Genomic DNA, 20,671 nt, shown 5'->3' on the forward strand with positions numbered 1-20,671 from the left:
CTTTTGATCTTGAAAAACAGTCAAAAAATCGCAGCCTTCGGCAGCTCCTACATGGAATCAAGGCATGACATCAAGCGGAATTCAGAATTGTGGAAAACAAATTCCCCAAGCTGCCAAAGCGCGACATATAGACGCTGCAAATGGCTGTTTTTCCACAGTTTTGAGTTGTCCCCGGTTACTGTGGAGCTGGCTGTGAATAACGTGGGTGTATCTGGCTGCAAGCCTTATAAAACGTGGCTTGCATGGATGTGCTTATTTTTTGATCAGGCATTTTTGCTGAAGCGAGCGGCGTCGTTGTCAACCTTTTTCTGGGGCGTAGAGACCTGGCAATTCCGTGTGCGCAAGCCTGTGGATAAGTCTGTGACTAAACTCTGGAAAGACCTCGCGGAGCGCCGTAGTTGCTGGCCTCGCGCAATCACCCGGTTGCACCGTCCGTCGTGCAAAATGCCCTGTCCCGCACATCCCCCGCCTCACGGTCAAGCGAAAAACTTTCCATTTCGCCCGCAAAGCCTTGTGTGGCGCGGCTTTGCGCGTTTGCACTTGCCCCCGGAAACTGTGGAGCAGACTGTGGATAACATGCGTGCACATGGCTACAGGCCACGCTGGCTATGGTCTTGGCAGGTCTGGTTGATTTTTGTACAGCTGGCAGGTGTTGCCCGTATTCGCGAGGGCGGGCATGCTGCCTGCTGATTTTCTATTCCAAGGGCTGCCGTGGCGGCCGAAGCAAGGAGAACACGATGTCCGACACCCTGTTTATCACCGGCGCTACGTCCGGTTTTGGTGAAGCCTGTGCCCGTCGTTTTGCCGAGGCTGGCTGGAAACTGGTACTGACCGGCCGTCGTGAAGAACGCCTCAATGCCCTCTGCGCCGAACTGTCGAAGCAGACCGAAGTGCACGGTCTGGTTCTCGATGTGCGCGATCGCAAGGCGATGGAGGAGGCGATTGCCAACCTGCCGCCGTCGTTCGCCAAACTTCGTGGCCTGATCAACAACGCCGGCCTGGCGCTCGGCGTCGACCCGGCGCCCAAGTGTGACCTGGATGACTGGGACACCATGGTCGACACCAACGTCAAAGGCCTGATGTACGCCACCCGCCTGCTATTGCCACGGCTGATCGCCCACGGCCGCGGCGCCGGTATCGTCAACCTCGGCTCCATCGCCGGCAACTATCCGTACCCCGGCAGCCACGTGTATGGCGCGAGCAAAGCCTTCGTCAAACAGTTCTCGCTGAACCTGCGTTGCGACTTGCAAGGCACGGGCGTGCGGGTCAGCAACATCGAACCCGGCCTGTGTGAAAGCGAGTTCTCGCTGGTGCGTTTCGCCGGTGATCAGGAGCGCTACAACGCCACTTACGCTGGCGCCGAGCCGATCCAGCCACAGGACATCGCCGAGACGATTTTCTGGGTCATGAACACCCCGGCGCACATCAACATCAACAGCCTGGAGCTGATGCCGGTGAGCCAGACCTGGGCCGGGTTTGCCATCGAGCGTAACAAGGCTTGATACCGCGCTGAGGCCATTCGCGAGCAGGCTCGCTCCCACAGGAGAATGCATTTCAAACTGTGGGAGCGAGCCTGCTCGCGAAAAGGCCGGCACAGGCAAAACAGGACGATAAGCTAAACTCCGCACTCAACCAGCCCACTGCATTCGGCGGTGTGCAAGGTTTCATGAGGAGTTCAAGTGAGTAACCGAGGTGAGCAGGCACTGCTCAAACAATCGACGCTGTTGATGCTGGCGGTGTCGATTGCCGGGATCGTCACCGGTTTTGTTTCAGGTTCGCAATCCATCCTGTTCGATGGCTTTTTTTCGCTGATCGCGACGTTCATCAAAATCCTGATGCTGATCACTGCCCGGCTGATTGCCAAGCAAAGCAATCAGCGTTTCCAGTTCGGCTTCTGGCATCTGGAGCCGATGGTGTTGCTGATCGAGGGCAGCTTCCTGCTGTTGATCGCCATCTACGCTTTTCTCAACGGCGTGTTCGGCATCATCAATGGTGGCCGCGATATCGAGTTGGGTCTGGTGATCGTCTATGCGGCGGTGTTTACCGTTGTCGAGTTCGCCTACTTCTTCTACGTGCGCCGGCGTAATCGCACGCTCAAATCCAGCCTGATCCAGTTCGACAACATCAGCTGGCTGGTCGACGCGATGCTCTCGGTGGGCCTGTTGATCAGTTTCCTCGCCGCGCTGCTGCTCAAGTCCCAGGGCTATGGCGAGTGGGCGGTGTATGTCGACCCGCTGATCCTCATCGTGCTGGCGCTGACCATGCTGCCCCCGGCATTCAAGATCCTCGGCCCGGCGTTGCGTGATGTGCTGGGTATCGCCCCGGACACGCTGGATGACCAGGTCAGGCAGGTCATGGAGGTGGCGAAGGTCGAGCATGGTTTCGACGATTACGTGTCCTACGTGCAAAAGCACGGTCGGGCGCGGTTCATCGAAATTCATGTGGTGTTGCCGGCGGATTATCCGCTGCGCGATGTCGCGCAACTGGATGCTTTACGCGAGGAGATATCGGCGCAGCTGGGTGAGCCGGATGCGGCGAGGTGGCTGACGATCAGCTTCACCGGGGACAAGAAGTGGATTGCCTGATGACCGCGTAACGGCATTCGCGAGCAGGCTCGCTCCCACAGGGGAATGCATTTCAAACTGTGGAAGCGAGCCTGCTCGCGAAAGCAATTGTTCGGTCAGCGAAGGTATTCAGCCAAACCGTGATAACAAGTCGCCAAATGATAAGGCGTGGTCGAAGGCATGTCCTTGCGGCTGACCTCTCCATTCTCATCGCGACACTCATGCCAGCCGCCGGCATGCAGAAACCGCTGCTGCAACGCCTGCAACTGGCGCAGCACCACTGCTTCGCTGTCCGCGCGCAAGGTCAGCGCGCGCAGGTATTCGGCTTGAGCCCAGATCCGCTGGGTCGAATCCCTCGGCCGGCCATTGCTTTCCAGATCAAGCATCGCCCGTACCGCGCCGCAGGACTCCAGCACGCCGTACTGCTCGGTGAAGGCAAACGCCCGATCCAGCGCCCGGTGCAGTTTCGAGTCGCGCAACAGCGCCGACGATTCGAGCAGGAAATACCATTCGAACTGGTGCCCCGGCTCGTACCAGTTATCCACAGCACCCAGCGGCTTCTCCATCAACACGCCATATTGCGGATCGACGAATTGCTTGTGCATGGCTGTGCATAACTCAAGCAAGTCTTTCTGCGTTTGCGAGTCTTCGCGCACCGCCAGAGTGGCCAGAAAGGCTTCGGCCAAGTGCATCAGGGGATTTTGCAGTGGGCCGGTTTGCAGAGTGTTCCAGTCCCGCTCAAGGCAGGCTTCGTACAAGCCGTCGCCGGTGGCGAAACGGCGGCCTATGATTTCCAGCGCGGCGTTGAGTGTCGATTCGGCCAGCGAATCCCGCGACTTGTCCCAGTAATGCGCGCAGGCGAACAGGATGAAGGCGTGGGTGTAGAGATCCTTGCGCTGGTCCAGCGGCTTGCCCTGGGCGTCGATGCTGTAGAACCAGCCGCCGTGCTCGGCATCATGGAAATGCCGTTGCAGGGAACGGAACAGCGCGGCGGCGCGGACTTCGGCGTTATCCACAACCCCGATCAGGCTGGAGAACAGATACAGCTGCCGTGCGCAGGCCATCGCCCGATAGCGTTGCGCTGGCAGCGGTTGATGCGCGCCGTCCAGCGCCTCGTACGGCAGCGCCATGTCGGCATTCCAGCCCGGGCCTTGCCACAGTGGCACGATCACGTCGAGGAAGTGCTGCTGCACCTGGCCAAACAGGGCGGTCAATTCGGGCAGGGCGGTGGAGCGGGAAGCGTGGGGCATGGGCGGGCGTCACGGGCTGGGGCGATTGCGCGACATGGTAGCAGAGAGCACTGCTTGAGAGAGGCGGTGTCTGTCAGGCCGTCTTCGCGAGCAGGCTCACTCCCACAGTGGATTTGCAGCGAACAAAAAACCTGTGGGAGCGAGCCTGCTCGCGAAGAGGCCGGTTCAGGCAATAAAAAATCAGCCTGCGAGCAACCACACCCCAGTCGCCGCCGAAGCCGCACCCGCCAACCGCACCAGCGGTGCCGCTGCCTGCGGAAGAACCCGCACCACGCCATAGCCGAGCGCATGCAACACCGCTGTCGCCGCGACGAACCCGGCCGCATACGCCCACGGGCTGCTCATTTCCGGCAGCTCCAGCCCATGCGCCACGCCATGGAACAGCGCAAACAGCGCCGTCGCTGCCACCGCCATCACCAGCGGCGGACGTACCGCCAGTGCCACGGCCAGGCCCAGCGCCAATACCGAAGCAGCAATCCCGCTTTCCAGCGCCGGCAACTTCAGCCCTTCAAAACCGAACAGGCCGCCCAGCAGCATGGTGCCGACGAATGTGCACGGCAGCGCCCAGCGCGCCGCGCCTTGTTGCTGCGCCGCCCACAAACCGACGGCGAGCATTGCCAGCAAGTGGTCGAGCCCGCCGATCGGGTGGCTGATGCCTGCGACGAGGCCGCTGTCGCCGTGCCCCGGGTGAGCGAAGGCCAGTGCCGGTGTCAGCAGCAACGCCAGAGCGCCAAGAATGCGTTTGAGTGTCATGGATAAGCTTCCTTGTTGATAAGTGAGTCAGGCGGCGGTCAGCAGGCCCTGGCGTTCGATGAAGGCGATGATTTCTTCGAGGCCCTGACCGGTTTTCTGGTTGCTGAACACGAACGGCTTGCCGTTGCGCATGCGTTTGGTGTCGCTGTCCATCATTTCCAGCGAAGCGCCCACCAGTGGCGCGAGGTCGATCTTGTTGATCACCAGCAGGTCGGACTTGCAGATCCCCGGGCCGCCCTTGCGTGGCAACTTGTCGCCGGCGGAAACGTCGATCACGTAGATGGTCAGGTCGGACAGCTCCGGGCTGAAGGTCGCCGAAAGGTTGTCGCCGCCGGACTCCACCAGAATCAGATCCAGCCCGGGAAAGCGCCGGTTCAGTTGATCGACCGCTTCAAGGTTGATCGAGGCGTCTTCGCGGATCGCCGTGTGCGGGCAGCCGCCGGTTTCCACGCCGATGATCCGCTCCGGCGCGAGGGCCTCGTTGCGCACCAGGAAATCAGCGTCTTCGCGGGTGTAGATATCGTTGGTGACCACGGCGAGGTTGTAGCGCTCGCGCAGAGCCAGGCACAGGGCCAGGGTCAACGCGGTCTTGCCGGAACCGACCGGGCCGCCGATGCCGACGCGCAGAGGTTGTGTATCCATTTCATTCTCCAAAAATAACCAGCCCTAAGAGCGGAAGAGGCGGCTGTACTGGCGCTCATGGGCCATGCACGCCAGGGACAGGCCAAACGCGGCGCTGCCGATGTGTTCGGGATCTATGCGGGTCGCATCGTGCTGCGCCTGTTGCAGCAGTGGCAGCAGTTCGCTGGTCAGGCGCTGGGCGGCTTGCTGGCCCAGCGGCAGGGTTTTCATCAATACGGCGAGCTGGTTTTCCAGCCAGCTCCACAGCCACGCGGCAAGAGCATCCTGCGCGCTGATGCCCCAGGCGCGTGCTGCCAGCGCCCAGCACAGGGCCAGATGCGGTTCTGTGGTCTGGTCAAGAAAGTCGCGGGCGGGCGCATCGAGTTCCGGCAAACCGTTCAACAACTGCTGCAAGGAGTAGCCCATCTGCCGGCTTTCCAGATGCAGCTCGCGGGTTTCGCGACTGGCGCGGTGGCTCTCGCAGAGCTGCCTTAACTCGGCCCAGTTTTCATCTGCTGCGGCCTGGCAATGCGCCAACAGCAGCGGCGCTTCGAAGCGGGCGAGATTGAGCAGCAGTTGATCGCTGATCCAGCGGCGGGCGGCGTCAGGGTTGTGAACCCGGCCGTTATCCACCGCCATTTCCAGACCCTGGGAATAGCTGTAACCGCCAATCGGCAGTTGCGGACTGGCCAGACGCAGCAGCGCCCAGGCCGGATTCACAGGCGCACGCCGAACTGATGGAGTTTCGGCGCGTAGTTGAAGTCTTCATCGCCGTGGCGGGAGTGATGATGGCCGCCGCCGTAAGCGCCGTGTTCCGGCTGGAACGGCGCTTCGATGGCCTCGACCCGGGCGCCGAGCTGTTCGAGCATCGCCTTGAGCACGTAATCGTCGAGCAGGCGCAGCCAGCCATCACCGACTTGCAGGGCGACATGGCGGTTGCCCAGGTGATAGGCCGCGCGCGTCAGTTCGAACGCATTGGCGCACGTGACATGGAGCAGTTGTTCGGGACGGGCGCAGACGCGCACGACACGGCCATCTTCGGCCTGCAGGCATTCGCCGTCATACAGCGGTGGCTGGCCGCGCTCCAAAAACAACCCGACGTCTTCGCCTTCGGCACTGAAACAGCGCAAACGGCTTTTGCTGCGCGCTTCGAAGGTCAGGTGCAGCTCGGCGGCCCAGACGGGTTGAGGGTCGATTCTGCGATGAATCACCAGCATCGGAAAGCTTCCAGCAATGAACGTTGATTGGGCTAGAGCAAGCGCCGCGCCAATCGGGCGATCCGTAGGAAATAGCTGTCGGCGCGTGCCTGATCTTTCAACAGGCGCGGCGATTCTGGAAGGTTTTGGTGCATGAAGGATTTGTCATGCACCAAATCGATGCTGTCGCCACGAACCAAATGTGGGAGCGAGCCTGCTCGCGAATGCGCCGTGTCAGACAGATGTATTCAGCTGATCCAGCGCTTTCGCGAGCAGGCTCGCTCCCACAGGGGGCTTTGCGCTGTGTCAGATAGAGAAGGGGATTACTCGGTACTGCCCAGCCCTTGCCAGTGCCTGAGGCCGATGAAGATGAAGCGCAGTTGCTGGGTGATCTTCGCCTGCGGGGTCAGATGCTCCGGCAAGGCTTCGGCGGGCGGGTCGATGATGTCGGGGAGGGTGGCGAACACCGATTTGACGATCAGGTCAGCCATCACGCTGAGGCCGGCCAGATCCAGATGTTGCAGCTTGGGCATCAGCGCCAGGTCCGCCGCGAGGTCGGCGCTGATGTTCTCCCGCAGGCGTCCGATCGCCTGGCGTACCGGCAGCGAGCCGCCGTATTGTTCGCGGGCGAGAAAGAGGAATTGCGAGCGGTTGGCGTTGACCACATCAAGGAAGATGCGCACCGAAGCGTCGATGATGCCGCCCATGACGAATTCATTGTGGCGCACCAGGCGGATGGTCTCGCGGAAGGTCTGGCCGACTTCACTGACCAGCACCAGCCCCAACTCGTCCATATCGGCGAAGTGACGATAGAAACCGGTGGGCACGATGCCGGCGGTCTTGCTCACTTCGCGCAGGCTCAGGCTGCCGAATCCTCGGCCGCTTTCCATCAGGTGGCGGGCAGCGTCCATCAGGGCGTTGCGGGTCTGTTGTTTCTGTTCGGCGCGGGGCAGCATCGCAGGGTGTGTTCTTCGGCAGGACAAGCGCCGCACTCTAGCAAATCGGCTTTGTCGGCGTCGAACGGGTAGTGGTGCAGCGAGGGTTTTACACAAGCTGAAAAGTCAAAAGCCCAATCCGCTGATTGGGCTTTTCTGCCGGGCCGTCATGGGCTCAGCTCAATTTGCTGTTGCGTTCGATCACACGGTCACCACCGCCTTCGGCGAGGGCTTGACCCAGTGGGGTTTTATCGAAGCCGTCATCAGCCAGGGTCTGGCCCTGTGGAGTGCGCTCGGAACCGTCGGATGCCAGGGTCTGGCCTTGTGGCGTGCGGTCCGAACCATCGGAGGCGAGGATCTGGCCTTGTGGTGTGCGATCCGAACCGTCCTGAACCAGGCCTTTCTCTTCCAGGCGATTGCGACCGTTTTCAGCCAGGGCCTGGCCTTGTGGGGTGCGATCCGAGCCGTCCTGAACCAGGCCTTTTTCTTCGAGGCGATTGCGACCGTTTTCAGCCAGGGTCTGACCTTGTGGAGTGCGCTCGGAACCGTCGGAAGCTACGGTCTGGCTGAACACCGAGTGGCTGTCTTTGACTTGCGGAGTGGCCTGATCGGCAGCGGGCAGGGCGAAAGCAGTGCTGGCTAGCATCGACAGGGTAAGGCTGAGCAGTAATTGGCGTTTCATGATAGTGGCTCCTTGGGAGGGCGATAAAGTGGGTACGAGGGCAATGCTACTCTCGATAAGTCGATATAAAAGTTCATAAACGCAATGGTAATAATCAACAGAATTGATTGTTCCGCGCGAAGGCTCTAGATCGGGCCTTTGCGGGCGACGGTTTTGCACCGTCGTGGGTATTTTCGACTCACTCGCGCCTCGTAAAAGTGCGGGTCCCGGTAACACTGCTCGACCGATCGGTCAGTTTTGCCGGGCTTTTTATGGCTTAAACTGCCTTTCAATTAAACCTGCGGGCCTTTCGCCAGTCACAGACTGCATAGGGGCCGCTTCGGTCTGCCGTTTCAGCTGTGCGTCGGGATGTCGGCGTGCGGTCGTGATCAGGAGCTTTGTGCATGACGCGCATTGGAAAAATCTTCAGCTGGACTTTCGCCATCCTCGCGCTGCTGCTGGCAGCCTTGATTCTGATCATCGTGTTTTTCGACTGGAACCGGATCAAACCCACCATCAACGCCAAAGTCTCGGAAGAACTGCACCGGGCGTTTGCCATCAATGGCAACCTCGCGGTGATCTGGCAGCGCGAACCTGAAGAAGGCGGCTGGCGCGCCTGGGTGCCGTGGCCGCACGTGGTCGCCGAGGACTTGAGCCTGGGTAATCCTGACTGGTCGAAACAGCCGCAGATGGTCACCCTGAAACGCGTCGAGCTGCGCATTTCGCCGCTGGCCCTGCTGGCCCAGCGCGTGGTGATTCCACGCATCGACCTGACCGAGCCGAATGCCGAGCTGCAACGTCTGGCCGATGGCCGCGCCAACTGGACGTTCAAATTCGATCCCAAGGATCCGAACGCCGAGCCGTCGAGCTGGGTGGTCGATATCGGCGCGATCGGTTTCGACAAGGGCCACGTGACCCTCGACGACCAGACCTTGAAGACCAACCTCGATGTGCTGATCGACCCGCTCGGCAAGCCGATTCCCTTCAGCGAAATCGTCGGCGACAAAGCGGCGAAAACCGCTCAGGACAAGGGCGGCGCACCGCAGGACTATGCCTTCGCACTCAAGGTCAAAGGCCAGTATCACGGGCAGAACCTCACCGGGCAGGGCAAGATCGGCGGGTTGCTGGCATTGCAGGACGCGAGCAAGCCGTTCCCGTTGCAGGCCCAGGCGAAGATCGGCGACACCCGTATTGAACTGGCTGGCACCCTGACCGACCCGCTGAATCTCGGCGCCCTCGACCTCCGTCTGAAACTCGCTGGCGACAGCCTTGGCAATCTCTATCCGCTGACCGGCGTGACGCTGCCGGACACCCCACCGTATTCCACCGACGGCCACCTGATCGCCAAGCTGCATGACGAAGCCGGGGCGAGATTCACTTACGAGAAATTCAACGGCAAGATCGGCGACAGCGACATCCACGGCGACCTGACCTACGTTGCAAGCCAGCCACGGCCAAAACTCAGCGGCGCACTGGTTTCCAATCAACTGCTGTTCGCCGACCTTGCGCCGTTGATCGGTGCCGACTCCAACACCGAGCAAAAGGCCCGTGGCGGCGCGAGCAAGCAGCCAGCAGACAAAGTCCTGCCGGTCGAAGAATTCAAAACCGATCGCTGGCGCGCCATGGACGCCGATGTCGAGTTCACCGGCAAGCGCATCGTCCATAGCGAGAAGCTGCCGTTCAATGACCTCTATACCCATCTGAAACTCAACGACGGCGAACTCAGCCTGGAACCGCTGCGCTTTGGCGTTGCCGGCGGCACCCTGGATGCGCTGATCCGCCTCAATGGCCGCACCGAGCCGCTGGAAGGCCGCGCGCGGTTGACCGCACGCAAATTCAAACTGAAAGAGCTGTTCCCGACCTTCGAGCCGATGAAAACCAGTTTCGGTGAGCTCAATGGCGACGCCGACATCAGTGGCCGGGGCAACTCCGTGGCCAAGCTCCTCGGTGGCGCCAACGGCAATCTGAAGATGCTGATCAACGACGGTGCGATCAGCCGCGAGCTGATGGAACTGGCCGGGCTCAACGTCGGCAACTACGTGGTCGGCAAGATCTTTGGCGACAAGGAAGTGAAGATCAATTGCGCGGCGGCGGACTTCGACATCAAGACCGGCCTGGCCACGACACGGTTGTTTGTCTTCGATACCGAGAACGCAATCATCTACATCGATGGCACGGCGAACATGGCCACCGAGCAACTCGATCTGACCGTGACCCCAGAGTCGAAAGGCTGGCGACTGATCTCCCTGCGCTCGCCGCTATATGTGCGCGGCAAGTTCATCAAACCGGATGCCGGCGTCAAAGCCGTACCGTTGATGCTGCGCGGGGCGGGAATGGTTGCGCTGGGCGTGATAGCCGCACCGGCGGCGGGATTGCTGGCGCTGGTGGCGCCCAGCGGTGGCGAGCCGAATCAGTGCGCGCCGTTGTTGGAGCAGATGAAGCAGGGCAAGGCACCGGTGACCGTTAAACCCAGCAAGTAATGCGGCGTCTCTGAGGGCGCCTTCGCGAGCAGGCTCGCTCCCACATTCGAACGCATTCCTTCAATCGAAATACGTTCCAGTGTGGGAGCGAGCCTGCTCGCGAAAGCGGTGTGACGGGATTACAGGTCGTTAAGGATATCCGCCATGTCGTCGGCGTGCTCTTCTTCCTGGGCAAGGATGTCTTCGAAGATGCGCCGGGTGGTCGGATCCTTGTCGCCGATGTACTGGATGATTTCGCGGTAGCTGTCGATGGCAATGCGCTCGGCGACCAGATCTTCGTAAACCATTTCCTTGAGCGAATTGCCCGCCACATATTGCGCGTGGGACAGCTTGCTCAGCAGGTCGGGGTTGAACTCCGGCTCACCGCCCAGTTGCACGATGCGTTCGGCGAGGCGATCGGCGTGCTCGGCTTCCTGGTTGGCGTGCTCGAGGAATTCGTCGGCGGCGACATTGGCTTTCAGGCCGTTCGCCATGAAGTAGTGGCGCTTGTAGCGCAAGGTGCACACCAGCTCGGTGGCCAGCGACTCATTGAGCAAACGCAGTATCTCTTCACGGTTGGCGTTGTAGCCCTCGGTGACCGCGCCGTTTTCCACGTGTTGCCGCGCGCGTTCGCGCAGGGTTTGAACATCAGACAAATGCAGGTCACTCATTTCATTCTCCTGGAGGCTAATCCGATAGGCGCCACGTTCTGAAGACGCGGTCGCTACCCAGGTTGTGAGTCTTGAGCGAAGCGAAAAGTTTTATGCGATTTAGGCTGGGCTCGGCGCAGCAACTGCTGAAGACTGCGATCTCGGCGTCAGTCCGGACAACCGCGCTTCGTCCTGCAACCAGCGAAAAAACGCCCGCACCGGCGGATGCCGTTCCCGCCCGGGCACGCACAACGCGCTGTAACCGGCGCCATCGACCTGCACCTCGCCCCGGTAGGGCACCAGCAAGCCGCTGGCGACGCTTTCCGACACCAGAATGTTGCTCGCCAGCACCAGGCCCTGGCCGGCGATCGCTGCTTGCAGCGCGTAATGTTCCTCGTCGTATTCGCGATTGACCGGATTGTGCTCCAGCCATTGCTCTCCGGCCCTGGCGCACCATGCTTGCCAGCCATGGGCGTACAGCTTCGAGTTGTGCCAATGCACGCTGATCAACGTTGGCGTGCGCCGCGCGGCCAGCGCCACTTGCTCGGGCGAGCCGTAAACGCCGAAGGATTCGTCGAACAGGCACAGCCCATACAGGTTCGGGTAGTCGTCGAGGCTGTAGCGCAAGACCAGATCGACACTGGCGTCCTGGTGCAGATCGATGACTTCGCAGTGAGTGTCGAGGCGCACATTGATAGTGGGATGTTGCGCATAAAAGCGTCCGAGTCGCGGCACCAGCCACAGCGCGGCAAAGGCTGCCGTGGTCGACAGCGTCAGAGTGCTGGCGTTGCGTTGCGGGCGCAGGGTATCGACGCTTTGCGCCACCTCCAGCAGCGCGCCGTGCACGCTGCGAAACAGACGCTCGCCAGCCTCGGTCAGGCGCACCTGGCGCGGCAGCCGTTCAAACAGGGCCACACCGAGCCAGTCTTCCAGCGAACGGATCTGATGAGAGATCGCCGTCGGCGTCACTGCCAGTTCTTCGGCCGCAGCCTTGAAGCTCAGCAGGCGAGAAGCGGATTCGAAAGCGCGCAGGGCAGTCAGCGGCAGCGAAGCAAACATTGAACACTCCATGGATGAAATGGATTCATCCAGACTGATTTTTGCTCATTTGAAGGAAAGCAGTGGCGAGCTGCAAGCTTCGAGCCTCAAGTGGTTTGAGTTTAGCCGGAGGTTTTATAGATGAGCAGGATTCTTGTGGTGCACGGCAGTCCGCGTGGGGATCGGTCGACTTCGCGGCGTTTGGCGGAGGGGTTTTTGGGTGCCTGGCAGGGGCGTCATCCTGAAGGGCAGGTGACCCGTCGTGAGGTTGGGCGGGTGCCGGTTCCTGCGGTCAACGAGGCGTTTGTCGCGGCGGCGTTTTATCCCCAGCCTGAGGCGCGGCCGTTGGTGATGCAGGCTGATCTGGCGCTCAGCGATCAATTGGTTGGTGAGTTGTTCGCGCATGATCTGCTGCTGATTTCCACGCCGATGTACAACTTCAGCGTGCCCAGCGGCCTCAAGGCCTGGGTCGATCAGATCGTGCGGCTGGGGCTGACCTTCGAGCACACGCTGGACAATGGCGTCGCCCAATACACGCCGTTGTTGCAGGGCAAGAAAGCCTTGATCGTCACCAGTCGCGGCGGTTTCGGCTTCGGCCCCGGCGGTGAGCTGGCGGCGCTCAATCATGCCGATCCATGGCTGCGCACCGCACTGGGCTTTATCGGTATCAATGACGTCAGCGTGGTCGCGGCCGAGGGCGAGGAGTCCGCTGAACGCAGCTTTGCGGTGTCGGTGGCCGAGGCCGAGCAGCGGCTGCTCGAGCTGGCCCGGGAGTTCTAGATGGCCTGGCTGTTTCTGCTGATCGCCGCCGGCTTCGAGGTGACCTTCGCCATGGGTATGAAGTACGCCGACGGCTTCACTCGTTTGTGGCCGTCGCTGATCACCGTGGTCGCGGCGGTCGGCGGCATCGGCTTTCTGACCCTGGCCATGCGTGACTTGCCGGTGAGCATCGCCTATCCGATCTGGACGGCGATCGGTTCACTCGGCACGGTGTTTCTCGGTTTCGCGCTGCTTGGCGAGAGTCTGACGCTGGTGAAACTGCTTTCGGTGGGGCTGATTGTGGCGGGGGTGGCGGGGCTGAAGTAGGCTCATCGTTCAGTTGTCATCGTCACGGAGGATGCTTGGCGGGCGTCTTGCACGTCTGGCATCCACTCACCGCGCACAAGGATGTAACCCATGTCGACACGTTATCCACTGGTGCTGGTGCCGGGCATGCTCGGCTTTATCCGGCTGGTGCTTTACCCGTATTGGTTCGGCATCATCAAGGCCTTGCGCCGTGGTGGTGCGACGGTGGTTGCTGTGCAGGTTTCGCCACTCAATTCCACGGAAGTGCGCGGCGAGCAATTGTTGATGCGGATCGAGGAGATCCTGCGCGAAACGGGGGCGCAGAAGGTCAATCTGTTCGGCCACAGTCAGGGCGCGTTGACCGTACGGTATGCAGCGGCGAAACGCCCGGATCTGGTTGCTTCGGTGACGTCGGTGGCCGGGCCGAATCACGGTTCGGAGTTGGCAGACTATCTAGAAGATCACTATCCGGCGAACAGCGCCAAAGGGCGTCTGCTCGAAGTCTTGTTGCGCTTGATCGGCTGGGTCATGGCATTGCTCGACACTGGTTATCACGGGCCGAAGCTGCCGGTGGATATTCATGCTTCCCACCAATCGCTGACGACGTCGGGCGTCGCCTTGTTCAATCAGCGTTATCCACAAGGACTGCCGCAAACGTGGGGCGGGCAGGGGCCGGAAGAGGTCAATGGTGTGCGCTATTACTCCTGGTCAGGGACGCTGCAACCGGGCAAGACCGATCGTGGCGGCAATCTTTTCGACGGCACCAACCGTAGTTGTCGCTTGTTCGCCCGGACCTTCGTTCGCGAGCCGGGGCAGTGCGACGGCATGGTCGGGCGTTACAGCTCGCATCTGGGCACGGTGATCGGTGATGACTATCCGCTGGATCATTTCGACATCGTCAATCAGTCGCTGGGGCTGGTGGGCAAGGGCGCAGATCCGGTAAGGCTGTTTGTCGAGCATGCGGCGCGGCTGGAGGCTGCAGGGTTATAGCCAAACAGACCGCGTCATCGTTCTTCGCGAGCAGGCTCGCTCCCACAGGTGTCTGCATTTCAACGTGGGAGCGAGCCTGCTCGCGAAGGGGCCTTATCAGGCAGAGCCGATCCGCCGGCCCAACACCGTGGTCCAGCGCTCCGACAAAACCACCCCACCCAAGGTCAGCAACCCGCCCACCAGGTGATACATCGCCAACTGCTCCTTCAACACCAGCGCCGCAATCAGCGCGGTAATCAGCGGCAGCAGATTGAAGAACAACGTCGTCCTGCTCGGCCCCAGCCGCTGCACCGCTTGCATCCACGCCAGCGGCGCGACCATCGAAGCCAGCAGGCACGCATACAGCACCAGCGGCACGTTCTGCAGGTTCAGCCCGGTCTTCGGCGACATCGCGAACAGCGGAAACAACACCACAATCGCCACCAGCACCTGCAAGTACAGCAACACCAGCGGCGGCAGGCGCAGTTGCCACTTTTTCAGCAGGGTGCTGTAAACGGCGTAGGCCAGCGTGGCGATCAGCATCATCGCATCGCCCAGATTGACCCCGTGTTGCAGCAGCGCACCGAGGCTGCCGGATGACACCACCACCAGCACGCCAGCGAACGACAGCACCGCACCGACCAACGCACCAGCGCTCAGGCGCTGGCCGAGGCTGATGATCGCCATGGCCAGCGACATCAACGGCATCAGCGAGAGGATGATGCCCATGTTGGTCGCGGTGGTCAGGGTTGCAGCGAAGTATGCGAGGCTCTGATACACCGCCATGCCGAGTACGCCAAGGATGAAAATCCGCCCCAGGTTCGGCCGAATCTGCGGCCAGTGGGCGATGACTTTCTTCAGCATGAATGGCGTGAACAGCACGCCGGCGAGCAGCCAGCGATAGAAACCGATCTCGGCGGGGAAGATCGCGCCGACCGCCAGTTTGTTGATCACGGTGTTGCCGGCCCAGATGAAAATCGCCAGCAGGGGAAACGCGTATTGCATGGGACAAAACCAGAACGTTGATGAAGGGCGATTATCGCCTGTCTGGATGCACGCCTATACTGCAAACCGGACAACCTGCCTCTGCATCCGGACAGCATGAACAGCAAACACATCGACCTGCTCGATTTCAACGAATTGCCGTCAGCGGTGTATTTCCGCTACGCCGATTTCACTGCCCACGAATATGCCGCGCCGCATCGCCATCCGTGGGGTACGCTCGAGTATGCCGCCCATGGCGTGTTGCACATGGATGTCGACGGCAGTCGCTTCATGTCGCCGCCGCAATACGCGGTGTGGGTGCCGCCCGAGATCGAGCACAGTTTCTATAGCCATCAGCCGGTCAACTATCGCGCGGTGTGTCTTGATCTCGACGTCTGCGCGCGTTTGCCGGCGCGGGCCTGCACGCTGGCGATCAGCGACATTCTCAAGGCCATCCTCAAGGACTTCGCCGCCCGCGATGTGAAGATTCCGGAGCATGAGGCCGATCAGCGTCTGGCCCAGGTATTGGTCGATCAACTGCAACAGGCAACGGTGCAGGAATGTTACCTGCCATATGCGAGCAGCCCGGGCTTGCTGACGATTCTCGCGGCCTTGCAGGCCGAACCTGGCAACAATCAGCCTCTGGCGCACTGGGCGGCGCAAGTGCATGTCAGTGAACGGACTCTGGCGCGGCAGTTCGTTCGTGAACTGGGCATGAGCTTTGGCGAATGGCGCCAGCGCTTGCGTTATCTGGCGGCGATCGAGGCGCTGGAAACCGCGCGCTCGGTGCAGGAAATCGCTTTCGACCTCGGCTACAGCAGCGGCTCGGCCTTCATCGCCATGTTCGCCCGCCAGGCCGGTTGCACGCCGGAGCAATATCGACGCAGCCACCTCGAGGGCAGGAAGGTGTAACAAGCTTTGACTACACTGCGACAGAGGCCGCATCCATCGGTGCGGCAACAAGGAGAAAACTCCATGAAGATGTTGCATGTGCCGTTGTTGATGATCGGGCTGCTTGTGTGTTCCCAGGGTTTCGCCGCCACGGCCCAACAGAACAAGATGACCACCTGCAATGCCGATGCGACCGCCAAGAGCTTGAAGGGCGACGAGCGCAAGGCGTTCATGAGCACCTGCCTGAAAGCGGCACCAGCGGCCAACGATGGCAAGGAGCTGACCCCGCAGCAGCAGAAAATGACCACCTGCAATGCCGATGCGAAAACCAAGGCGCTGACCGGCGATGCGCGCAAGGCGTTCATGAGTGAGTGTCTGAAGAAGAAATAAGATCAAAAGATCGCAGCCTTCGGCAGCTCCTACATGAGACCGCGGTCCTGTAGGAGGCCGCGATCTTTTCGGCGTGCCGGCCTCTTCGCGAGCAGGCTCGCTCCCACATTTGAAATGCATTCCCCTGTGGGAGCGAGCCTGCTCGCGAAAGCGTCGCTGAATGCACCGCCAATCCCACGCCCCGCATATCCCTAGTGCTAACCCCGGATCGCTGGCAGACTGCCCATCCTTTCACGCCGTTCGTTTTGAGGCTGTATGCCAACGTTTTCTCAGCGTCATGTTGTGTTCTGGGTCAGTTGCATAATCATTTTCGGCGGTTTGCTGCTGGTGCTGCCGCTGCGCCTGTTGCCGAGCCTGCTGGCCGGGTTGCTGGTGTTCGAGCTGGTCAACATGCTCACCCCGCAATTGCAACGGCTGATCGAAGGGCGGCGTGCGCGCTGGCTGGCCGTGGCGCTGCTCGGCACGCTGGTGGTGAGTGTGCTGGCGTTGATTTTCGCCGGGGCAATCAGTTTCCTCCTGCATGAAGCGGAAAACCCCGGCGCCTCGCTGGATAAGTTCATGGGCGTGGTCGATCGCGCGCGCGGGCAGTTGCCGCCGTTCATCGACGCCTATCTGCCGGCCAGCGCGGCGGAATTTCGCGTGGCGATCGGCGAGTGGGCGAGCAAGCATCTGGCCGACCTGCAACTGGTCGGCAAGGACGCTGCGCACATGTTCGTCACCCTGCTGATTGGCATGGTGCTTGGCGCGATCATCGCCCTGCAGCGCATTCCCGACGTGACCAAGCGCAAGCCGCTGGCCGCCGCCCTGTTCGACCGTTTGCATCTGCTGGTGCAGGCGTTCCGCAATATCGTCTTCGCGCAGATCAAGATTTCCCTGCTCAACACCGTGTTCACCGGAATCTTCCTCGCGGTGATCCTGCCGATGTTCGGCATCAAGCTGCCGCTGACCAAAACCCTGATCGTGCTGACCTTCCTGCTCGGCCTGCTGCCGGTGATCGGCAACCTGATGTCGAACACGCTGATCACCATCGTCGGTCTGTCGCTGTCGATCTGGGTAGCGATCGCCGCGCTGGGCTACCTGATCGTTATCCACAAGCTCGAATACTTTCTCAACGCGCGCATCGTTGGTGGGCAGATCAGTGCCAAGTCGTGGGAGTTGCTTCTGGCGATGCTGGTGTTCGAAGCCGCGTTCGGTTTGCCGGGGGTGGTGGCGGGGCCGATTTATTACGCGTATCTGAAGAGTGAGTTGAAGCTCGGAGGAATGGTCTAGAAGCAGCTTCGAGTTGCAAGCTTCAAGCTGCAAGTTAAAGCAGAAGCGAGAGCCGCAGTGGCTTTTGCTTTTGCTCTTACTTGCAGCTTGCAGCTTGCAGCTTAAAACTTGCAGCTGCCCCTAAACGCCATAGCGTTTGCGGGCTTCAATTGCCAAACCGCTACCAATGCTGCCAAAGATGTTGCCTTCGACATGCCGCGCGTTCGGCAGCATCGCCGAGACGCTGTTGCGCAGGGCCGGGATGCCGCTCGAACCACCAGTGAAGAACACCGTGTCGACCTGATCGACCGCCACGCCGGCATCATTGAGCAATTGCGTAACGCTGCCGCGCACACGCTCCAGCAAGGCCTCGATCGCCGATTCGAACAGCGCGCGGCTCAGCTCGACGCTCAGCCCGGCTTCGATGCGGTCAAGCGGCACATGACGGCTGTCGGCGTGGGTCAGCTGGATCTTGGTTTCCTCCACTTCCATCGCCAGCCAGTGCCCGGCGCGCTGTTCGATCAGCTTGAACAGGCGATCGATGCCGCCGGTGTCTTCGATGTCGTAGCGCATGCTGCCCAGCGCCAGCGTGGATTTCTGCGAGTACACCGAGTTGATCGTGTGCCAGGTCGCCAGGTTCATGTGGTGGCTGGTTGGCATGTAAGCGCCGCTCTTCATGCGGCTGCCGTAGCCGAACAGCGGCATCAGGCCTTGCAGACTCAGCTGTTTGTCGAAGTCGGTCCCGCCGATGTGCACGCCGCCAGTGGCGAGGATGTCGTCATGACGGTTGTCGACACCGCGACGCTCGGGCGAAAGACGTACCAGCGAGAAGTCAGAGGTACCACCGCCGATGTCGACGATCAGCACCAGCTCTTCTTTCTCGATGGTCGACTCGTAGTCGAATGCCGCCGCGATCGGCTCGTACTGGAACGACACCTCTTTGAAACCGATCTTGCGAGCCACTTCAACCAGCGTGTCTTCGGCTTCCTGGTCGGCGAGCGGATCGTCGTCGACGAAGAACACCGGGCGGCCCAGCACCACTTGCTCGAATTCCCGACCGGCGGCGGTTTCGGCGCGACTCTTGAGCTGGCCGATGAACAGCCCGAGCAGATCCTTGAACGGCATCGCCGTGCCGAGGACGCTGGTGTCGTGCTTGATCAGCTTGGAGCCGAGCAGGCTCTTGAGCGAGCGCATCAGTCGGCCTTCGTAGCCTTCCAGATACTCGTGCAGGGCCAGGCGACCGTAGACCGGGCGACGTTCCTCGATGTTGAAGAAAACCACCGACGGCAGGGTGATCTTGTCGTCTTCCAGCGCGATCATGGTTTCCATGCCGGGGCGCAGCCAGCCGACGGTGGAGTTGGACGTGCCGAAGTCGATGCCGCAGGCACGGGCTGGAGAGGCGTCTTTCATGTCTTTCGGATTCCGGTGAAAAAACGGCCGCGCAGTGTATGCCAGTGCGCGGCAGATTCGAAGGCCGGTCATCCGCTATTTCGCCGGCAGACAGCTTGAAAAGCGCCGCTTCGCCCCAAACTTGCTGGCATGGGCCGGCAGACACACCGGCGGTCGCAAGAACCGTCGTCCACTGCCGATAAACTTCTGCGGCGCCACCCGGTCACAAACTTGAGATCGGTCAACCCGGCACGTGCCAATCGGCGCATGCTGGGCTCGGCGCGAAATCGATAACGGATGGTGATCCTTCCATGGACTTCAAAGACTATTACAAGATACTCGGCGTGGAGCCGACAGCTGACGACAAGGCCATCAAGGCGGCCTATCGCAAGCTGGCGCGCAAATACCACCCCGATGTCAGCAAGGAAAAAGACGCCGAGGCCAAGTTCAAGGACGCCTCGGAAGCCTATGAAGCGCTGAAGAGCGCCGACAAACGCGCCGAATACGACGAACTGCGCCGTTATGGCCAGCACGGTCAGCCGTTTCAGGGCCCGCCGGGCTGGCAGAGCCGTGGCGGCTTCGGCGGTGGCGGTGGCGACACAGGCGACTTCTCGGACTTCTTCAGTTCGATCTTCGGCAATCGCGGCCCCGGTTTCGGTGGCGCCGAGAGCCGCCAATCACGCGGACGCCGAGGGCAAGACGTGGAAATGGAACTGCCGGTCTTCCTCGAAGAAACCCTGTCGAACGAATCGAAGAAAGTCACCTTTCAAGTGCCGCAATACAACGCGCATGGCCAGCACGTCAGCAACACCAGCAAGAGCCTGAACGTGAAGATTCCGGCCGGCGTGACCGACGGCGAGCGTATTCGCCTGAAGGGCCAGGGCGCGCCGGGCATCGGTGGCGGGGCGAATGGCGATCTGTACCTGACCATCCGGTTTGCGCCGCACCCGAAATTCGATGTTGAAGGCGAAAACCTGATCATCACTTTGCCCCTGGCTCCTTGGGAATTGGCATTGGGCACTGAAGTGGCCGTGCCGACCCTGACCGGCAAGATCAACCTCAAGGTGCCGGCCGGCAGCCAGAACGGCCAGCGCATGCGCGCCAAGGGCCATGGCCTGCTGAACAAGGCCGGCGAGCGCGGTTACCTGTTCGTGCAGCTCAAGGCCGTGATGCCGAAAGCCTCCGACGAGGAGGTCAAGGCGCTGTGGCAGGAACTGGCGAAGAAAGCCGCGTTCAATCCGCGAGAGAACTTCTGAACCCGACGACGGAGTAGCCCATCATGAGCAGCCCCCTGATCGTTCAACTGGACCTGGCAGAATTCTGTGAGGCGGCCGATTTGTCGGACGTCTACGTGATCGAAATCGTCGAGCACGGCATCCTCGAACCTCAGGGCGCGCAGCCCCGGGAGTGGCGCTTCACCGACTACGAATTGGCCTTGGCCAAGCGTGCGGCGAAGCTGCGCCGTGATCTGGAGCTGGAGTGGGAAGGAGTGGCGCTGGCGCTGGATCTGCTGGACGAGGTGAAGCAGCTGCGCGCCGAGAACCGCATGTTGCGCCAGCGTCTGGGGCGCCTCGTAGTCGAGTAGCCAGTTGAGGTTTCTTCCAGGGG

General features: G+C 61.1%; 22 protein-coding genes. 11 read left to right on the forward strand and 11 right to left on the reverse strand.

Going from position 1 to position 20,671, the window contains the following annotated elements:
• Positions 1 to 737 precede the first annotated feature (737 nt).
• Both PS14A_RS02105 and PS14A_RS02110 read left to right on the forward strand, forming a co-directional pair.
• Complete coding sequence (locus PS14A_RS02105; RefSeq protein WP_016771914.1) at positions 738 to 1,502, forward strand: SDR family oxidoreductase; 765 nt, start codon at positions 738 to 740, stop codon at positions 1,500 to 1,502.
• Between the two features lie 177 nt (positions 1,503 to 1,679).
• The gene (locus PS14A_RS02110) at positions 1,680 to 2,585 is read left to right on the forward strand and encodes a cation diffusion facilitator family transporter (RefSeq protein ID WP_137215852.1); all 906 of its coding nucleotides are present in this window, start codon (positions 1,680 to 1,682) and stop codon (positions 2,583 to 2,585) included.
• A gap of 95 nt (positions 2,586 to 2,680) precedes the next feature.
• Here PS14A_RS02110 and PS14A_RS02115 read toward each other — a convergent pair whose 3' ends face one another.
• From PS14A_RS02115 to PS14A_RS02145, 7 genes are all read right to left on the reverse strand, one after another.
• Positions 2,681 to 3,814, reverse strand: a complete 1,134-nt coding sequence (locus tag PS14A_RS02115; protein WP_212615173.1) for an AGE family epimerase/isomerase — start codon at positions 3,812 to 3,814, stop codon at positions 2,681 to 2,683.
• A 180-nt stretch (positions 3,815 to 3,994) separates the two neighbouring features.
• The gene (locus PS14A_RS02120; RefSeq protein WP_212615174.1) at positions 3,995 to 4,567 is read right to left on the reverse strand and encodes a HupE/UreJ family protein; all 573 of its coding nucleotides are present in this window, start codon (positions 4,565 to 4,567) and stop codon (positions 3,995 to 3,997) included.
• Positions 4,568 to 4,594: 27 nt separating this feature from the next.
• Positions 4,595 to 5,209: an urease accessory protein UreG gene (ureG, locus tag PS14A_RS02125; protein WP_016771910.1), complete on the reverse strand. Its 615-nt coding sequence runs from the start codon at positions 5,207 to 5,209 to the stop codon at positions 4,595 to 4,597.
• Between the two features lie 24 nt (positions 5,210 to 5,233).
• Positions 5,234 to 5,908 (reverse strand): urease accessory protein UreF, encoded by a 675-nt coding sequence (locus PS14A_RS02130; RefSeq protein ID WP_137215855.1) that lies wholly within the window; start codon positions 5,906 to 5,908, stop codon positions 5,234 to 5,236.
• A complete protein-coding gene (gene ureE, locus PS14A_RS02135) occupies positions 5,905 to 6,405 on the reverse strand; it encodes an urease accessory protein UreE (protein WP_016771908.1) in 501 nt (166 codons plus the stop codon). Before ureE ends, PS14A_RS02130 begins: the two co-directional genes overlap by 4 nt.
• 302 nt (positions 6,406 to 6,707) lie before the next feature.
• Positions 6,708 to 7,340, reverse strand: a complete 633-nt coding sequence (locus tag PS14A_RS02140; protein ID WP_212615175.1) for a TetR family transcriptional regulator — start codon at positions 7,338 to 7,340, stop codon at positions 6,708 to 6,710.
• 154 nt (positions 7,341 to 7,494) lie between these two features.
• The gene (locus tag PS14A_RS02145) at positions 7,495 to 8,001 is read right to left on the reverse strand and encodes a hypothetical protein (RefSeq protein WP_137215856.1); all 507 of its coding nucleotides are present in this window, start codon (positions 7,999 to 8,001) and stop codon (positions 7,495 to 7,497) included.
• 383 nt (positions 8,002 to 8,384) lie between these two features.
• On the opposite strand from PS14A_RS02145, the gene PS14A_RS02150 reads away from it, so the two are divergent.
• Positions 8,385 to 10,460, forward strand: coding sequence for an AsmA family protein (locus PS14A_RS02150; protein WP_212615176.1), 2,076 nt, complete (start codon positions 8,385 to 8,387; stop codon positions 10,458 to 10,460).
• A 119-nt stretch (positions 10,461 to 10,579) separates the two neighbouring features.
• Here the strand turns inward: PS14A_RS02150 and PS14A_RS02155 are convergent, their stop codons facing one another.
• Both PS14A_RS02155 and PS14A_RS02160 read right to left on the reverse strand, forming a co-directional pair.
• Complete coding sequence (locus tag PS14A_RS02155) at positions 10,580 to 11,110, reverse strand: ferritin-like domain-containing protein (protein WP_039756965.1); 531 nt, start codon at positions 11,108 to 11,110, stop codon at positions 10,580 to 10,582.
• Positions 11,111 to 11,209: 99 nt separating this feature from the next.
• Positions 11,210 to 12,160 carry a LysR substrate-binding domain-containing protein gene (locus tag PS14A_RS02160; RefSeq protein WP_212615177.1) on the reverse strand — a complete coding sequence of 317 codons (951 nt, stop codon included), beginning with the start codon at positions 12,158 to 12,160 and terminating at the stop codon, positions 11,210 to 11,212.
• 108 nt (positions 12,161 to 12,268) lie between these two features.
• On the opposite strand from PS14A_RS02160, the gene PS14A_RS02165 reads away from it, so the two are divergent.
• From PS14A_RS02165 to PS14A_RS02175, 3 genes are all read left to right on the forward strand, one after another.
• Positions 12,269 to 12,907, forward strand: a complete 639-nt coding sequence (locus PS14A_RS02165; RefSeq protein WP_137215860.1) for an NAD(P)H-dependent oxidoreductase — start codon at positions 12,269 to 12,271, stop codon at positions 12,905 to 12,907.
• Positions 12,908 to 13,213: a multidrug efflux SMR transporter gene (locus PS14A_RS02170; protein ID WP_130910645.1), complete on the forward strand. Its 306-nt coding sequence runs from the start codon at positions 12,908 to 12,910 to the stop codon at positions 13,211 to 13,213.
• 90 nt (positions 13,214 to 13,303) lie between these two features.
• Positions 13,304 to 14,182, forward strand: a complete 879-nt coding sequence (locus tag PS14A_RS02175; protein ID WP_212615178.1) for a triacylglycerol lipase — start codon at positions 13,304 to 13,306, stop codon at positions 14,180 to 14,182.
• 96 nt (positions 14,183 to 14,278) lie between these two features.
• On the opposite strand, the gene PS14A_RS02180 is transcribed toward PS14A_RS02175, so the two are convergent.
• Positions 14,279 to 15,166, reverse strand: a complete 888-nt coding sequence (locus PS14A_RS02180) for a DMT family transporter (protein WP_212615179.1) — start codon at positions 15,164 to 15,166, stop codon at positions 14,279 to 14,281.
• 96 nt (positions 15,167 to 15,262) lie between these two features.
• Between PS14A_RS02180 and PS14A_RS02185 the strand changes: the two genes are divergently transcribed.
• From PS14A_RS02185 to PS14A_RS02195, 3 genes are all read left to right on the forward strand, one after another.
• Entirely contained in the window at positions 15,263 to 16,057 is a 795-nt protein-coding gene (locus PS14A_RS02185) for a helix-turn-helix transcriptional regulator (RefSeq protein WP_130912264.1), read from the forward strand.
• A 63-nt stretch (positions 16,058 to 16,120) separates the two neighbouring features.
• The gene (locus PS14A_RS02190) at positions 16,121 to 16,426 is read left to right on the forward strand and encodes a PsiF family protein (RefSeq protein ID WP_130912265.1); all 306 of its coding nucleotides are present in this window, start codon (positions 16,121 to 16,123) and stop codon (positions 16,424 to 16,426) included.
• Between the two features lie 255 nt (positions 16,427 to 16,681).
• Complete coding sequence (locus PS14A_RS02195) at positions 16,682 to 17,695, forward strand: hypothetical protein (protein WP_101158351.1); 1,014 nt, start codon at positions 16,682 to 16,684, stop codon at positions 17,693 to 17,695.
• A gap of 120 nt (positions 17,696 to 17,815) precedes the next feature.
• Here PS14A_RS02195 and PS14A_RS02200 read toward each other — a convergent pair whose 3' ends face one another.
• The gene (locus tag PS14A_RS02200) at positions 17,816 to 19,084 is read right to left on the reverse strand and encodes an Hsp70 family protein (RefSeq protein WP_212615180.1); all 1,269 of its coding nucleotides are present in this window, start codon (positions 19,082 to 19,084) and stop codon (positions 17,816 to 17,818) included.
• A 290-nt stretch (positions 19,085 to 19,374) separates the two neighbouring features.
• Between PS14A_RS02200 and PS14A_RS02205 the strand changes: the two genes are divergently transcribed.
• Together PS14A_RS02205 and PS14A_RS02210 are read left to right on the forward strand one after the other, a co-directional pair.
• Positions 19,375 to 20,319, forward strand: a complete 945-nt coding sequence (locus PS14A_RS02205) for a DnaJ C-terminal domain-containing protein (RefSeq protein WP_110603615.1) — start codon at positions 19,375 to 19,377, stop codon at positions 20,317 to 20,319.
• A 23-nt stretch (positions 20,320 to 20,342) separates the two neighbouring features.
• Positions 20,343 to 20,648 (forward strand): chaperone modulator CbpM, encoded by a 306-nt coding sequence (locus tag PS14A_RS02210; protein WP_016771896.1) that lies wholly within the window; start codon positions 20,343 to 20,345, stop codon positions 20,646 to 20,648.
• Positions 20,649 to 20,671: the final 23 nt, after the last annotated feature.

The organism is Pseudomonas sp. 14A, assembly GCF_018132745.1.
Taxonomy (GTDB): domain Bacteria; phylum Pseudomonadota; class Gammaproteobacteria; order Pseudomonadales; family Pseudomonadaceae; genus Aquipseudomonas; species Aquipseudomonas mercuritolerans.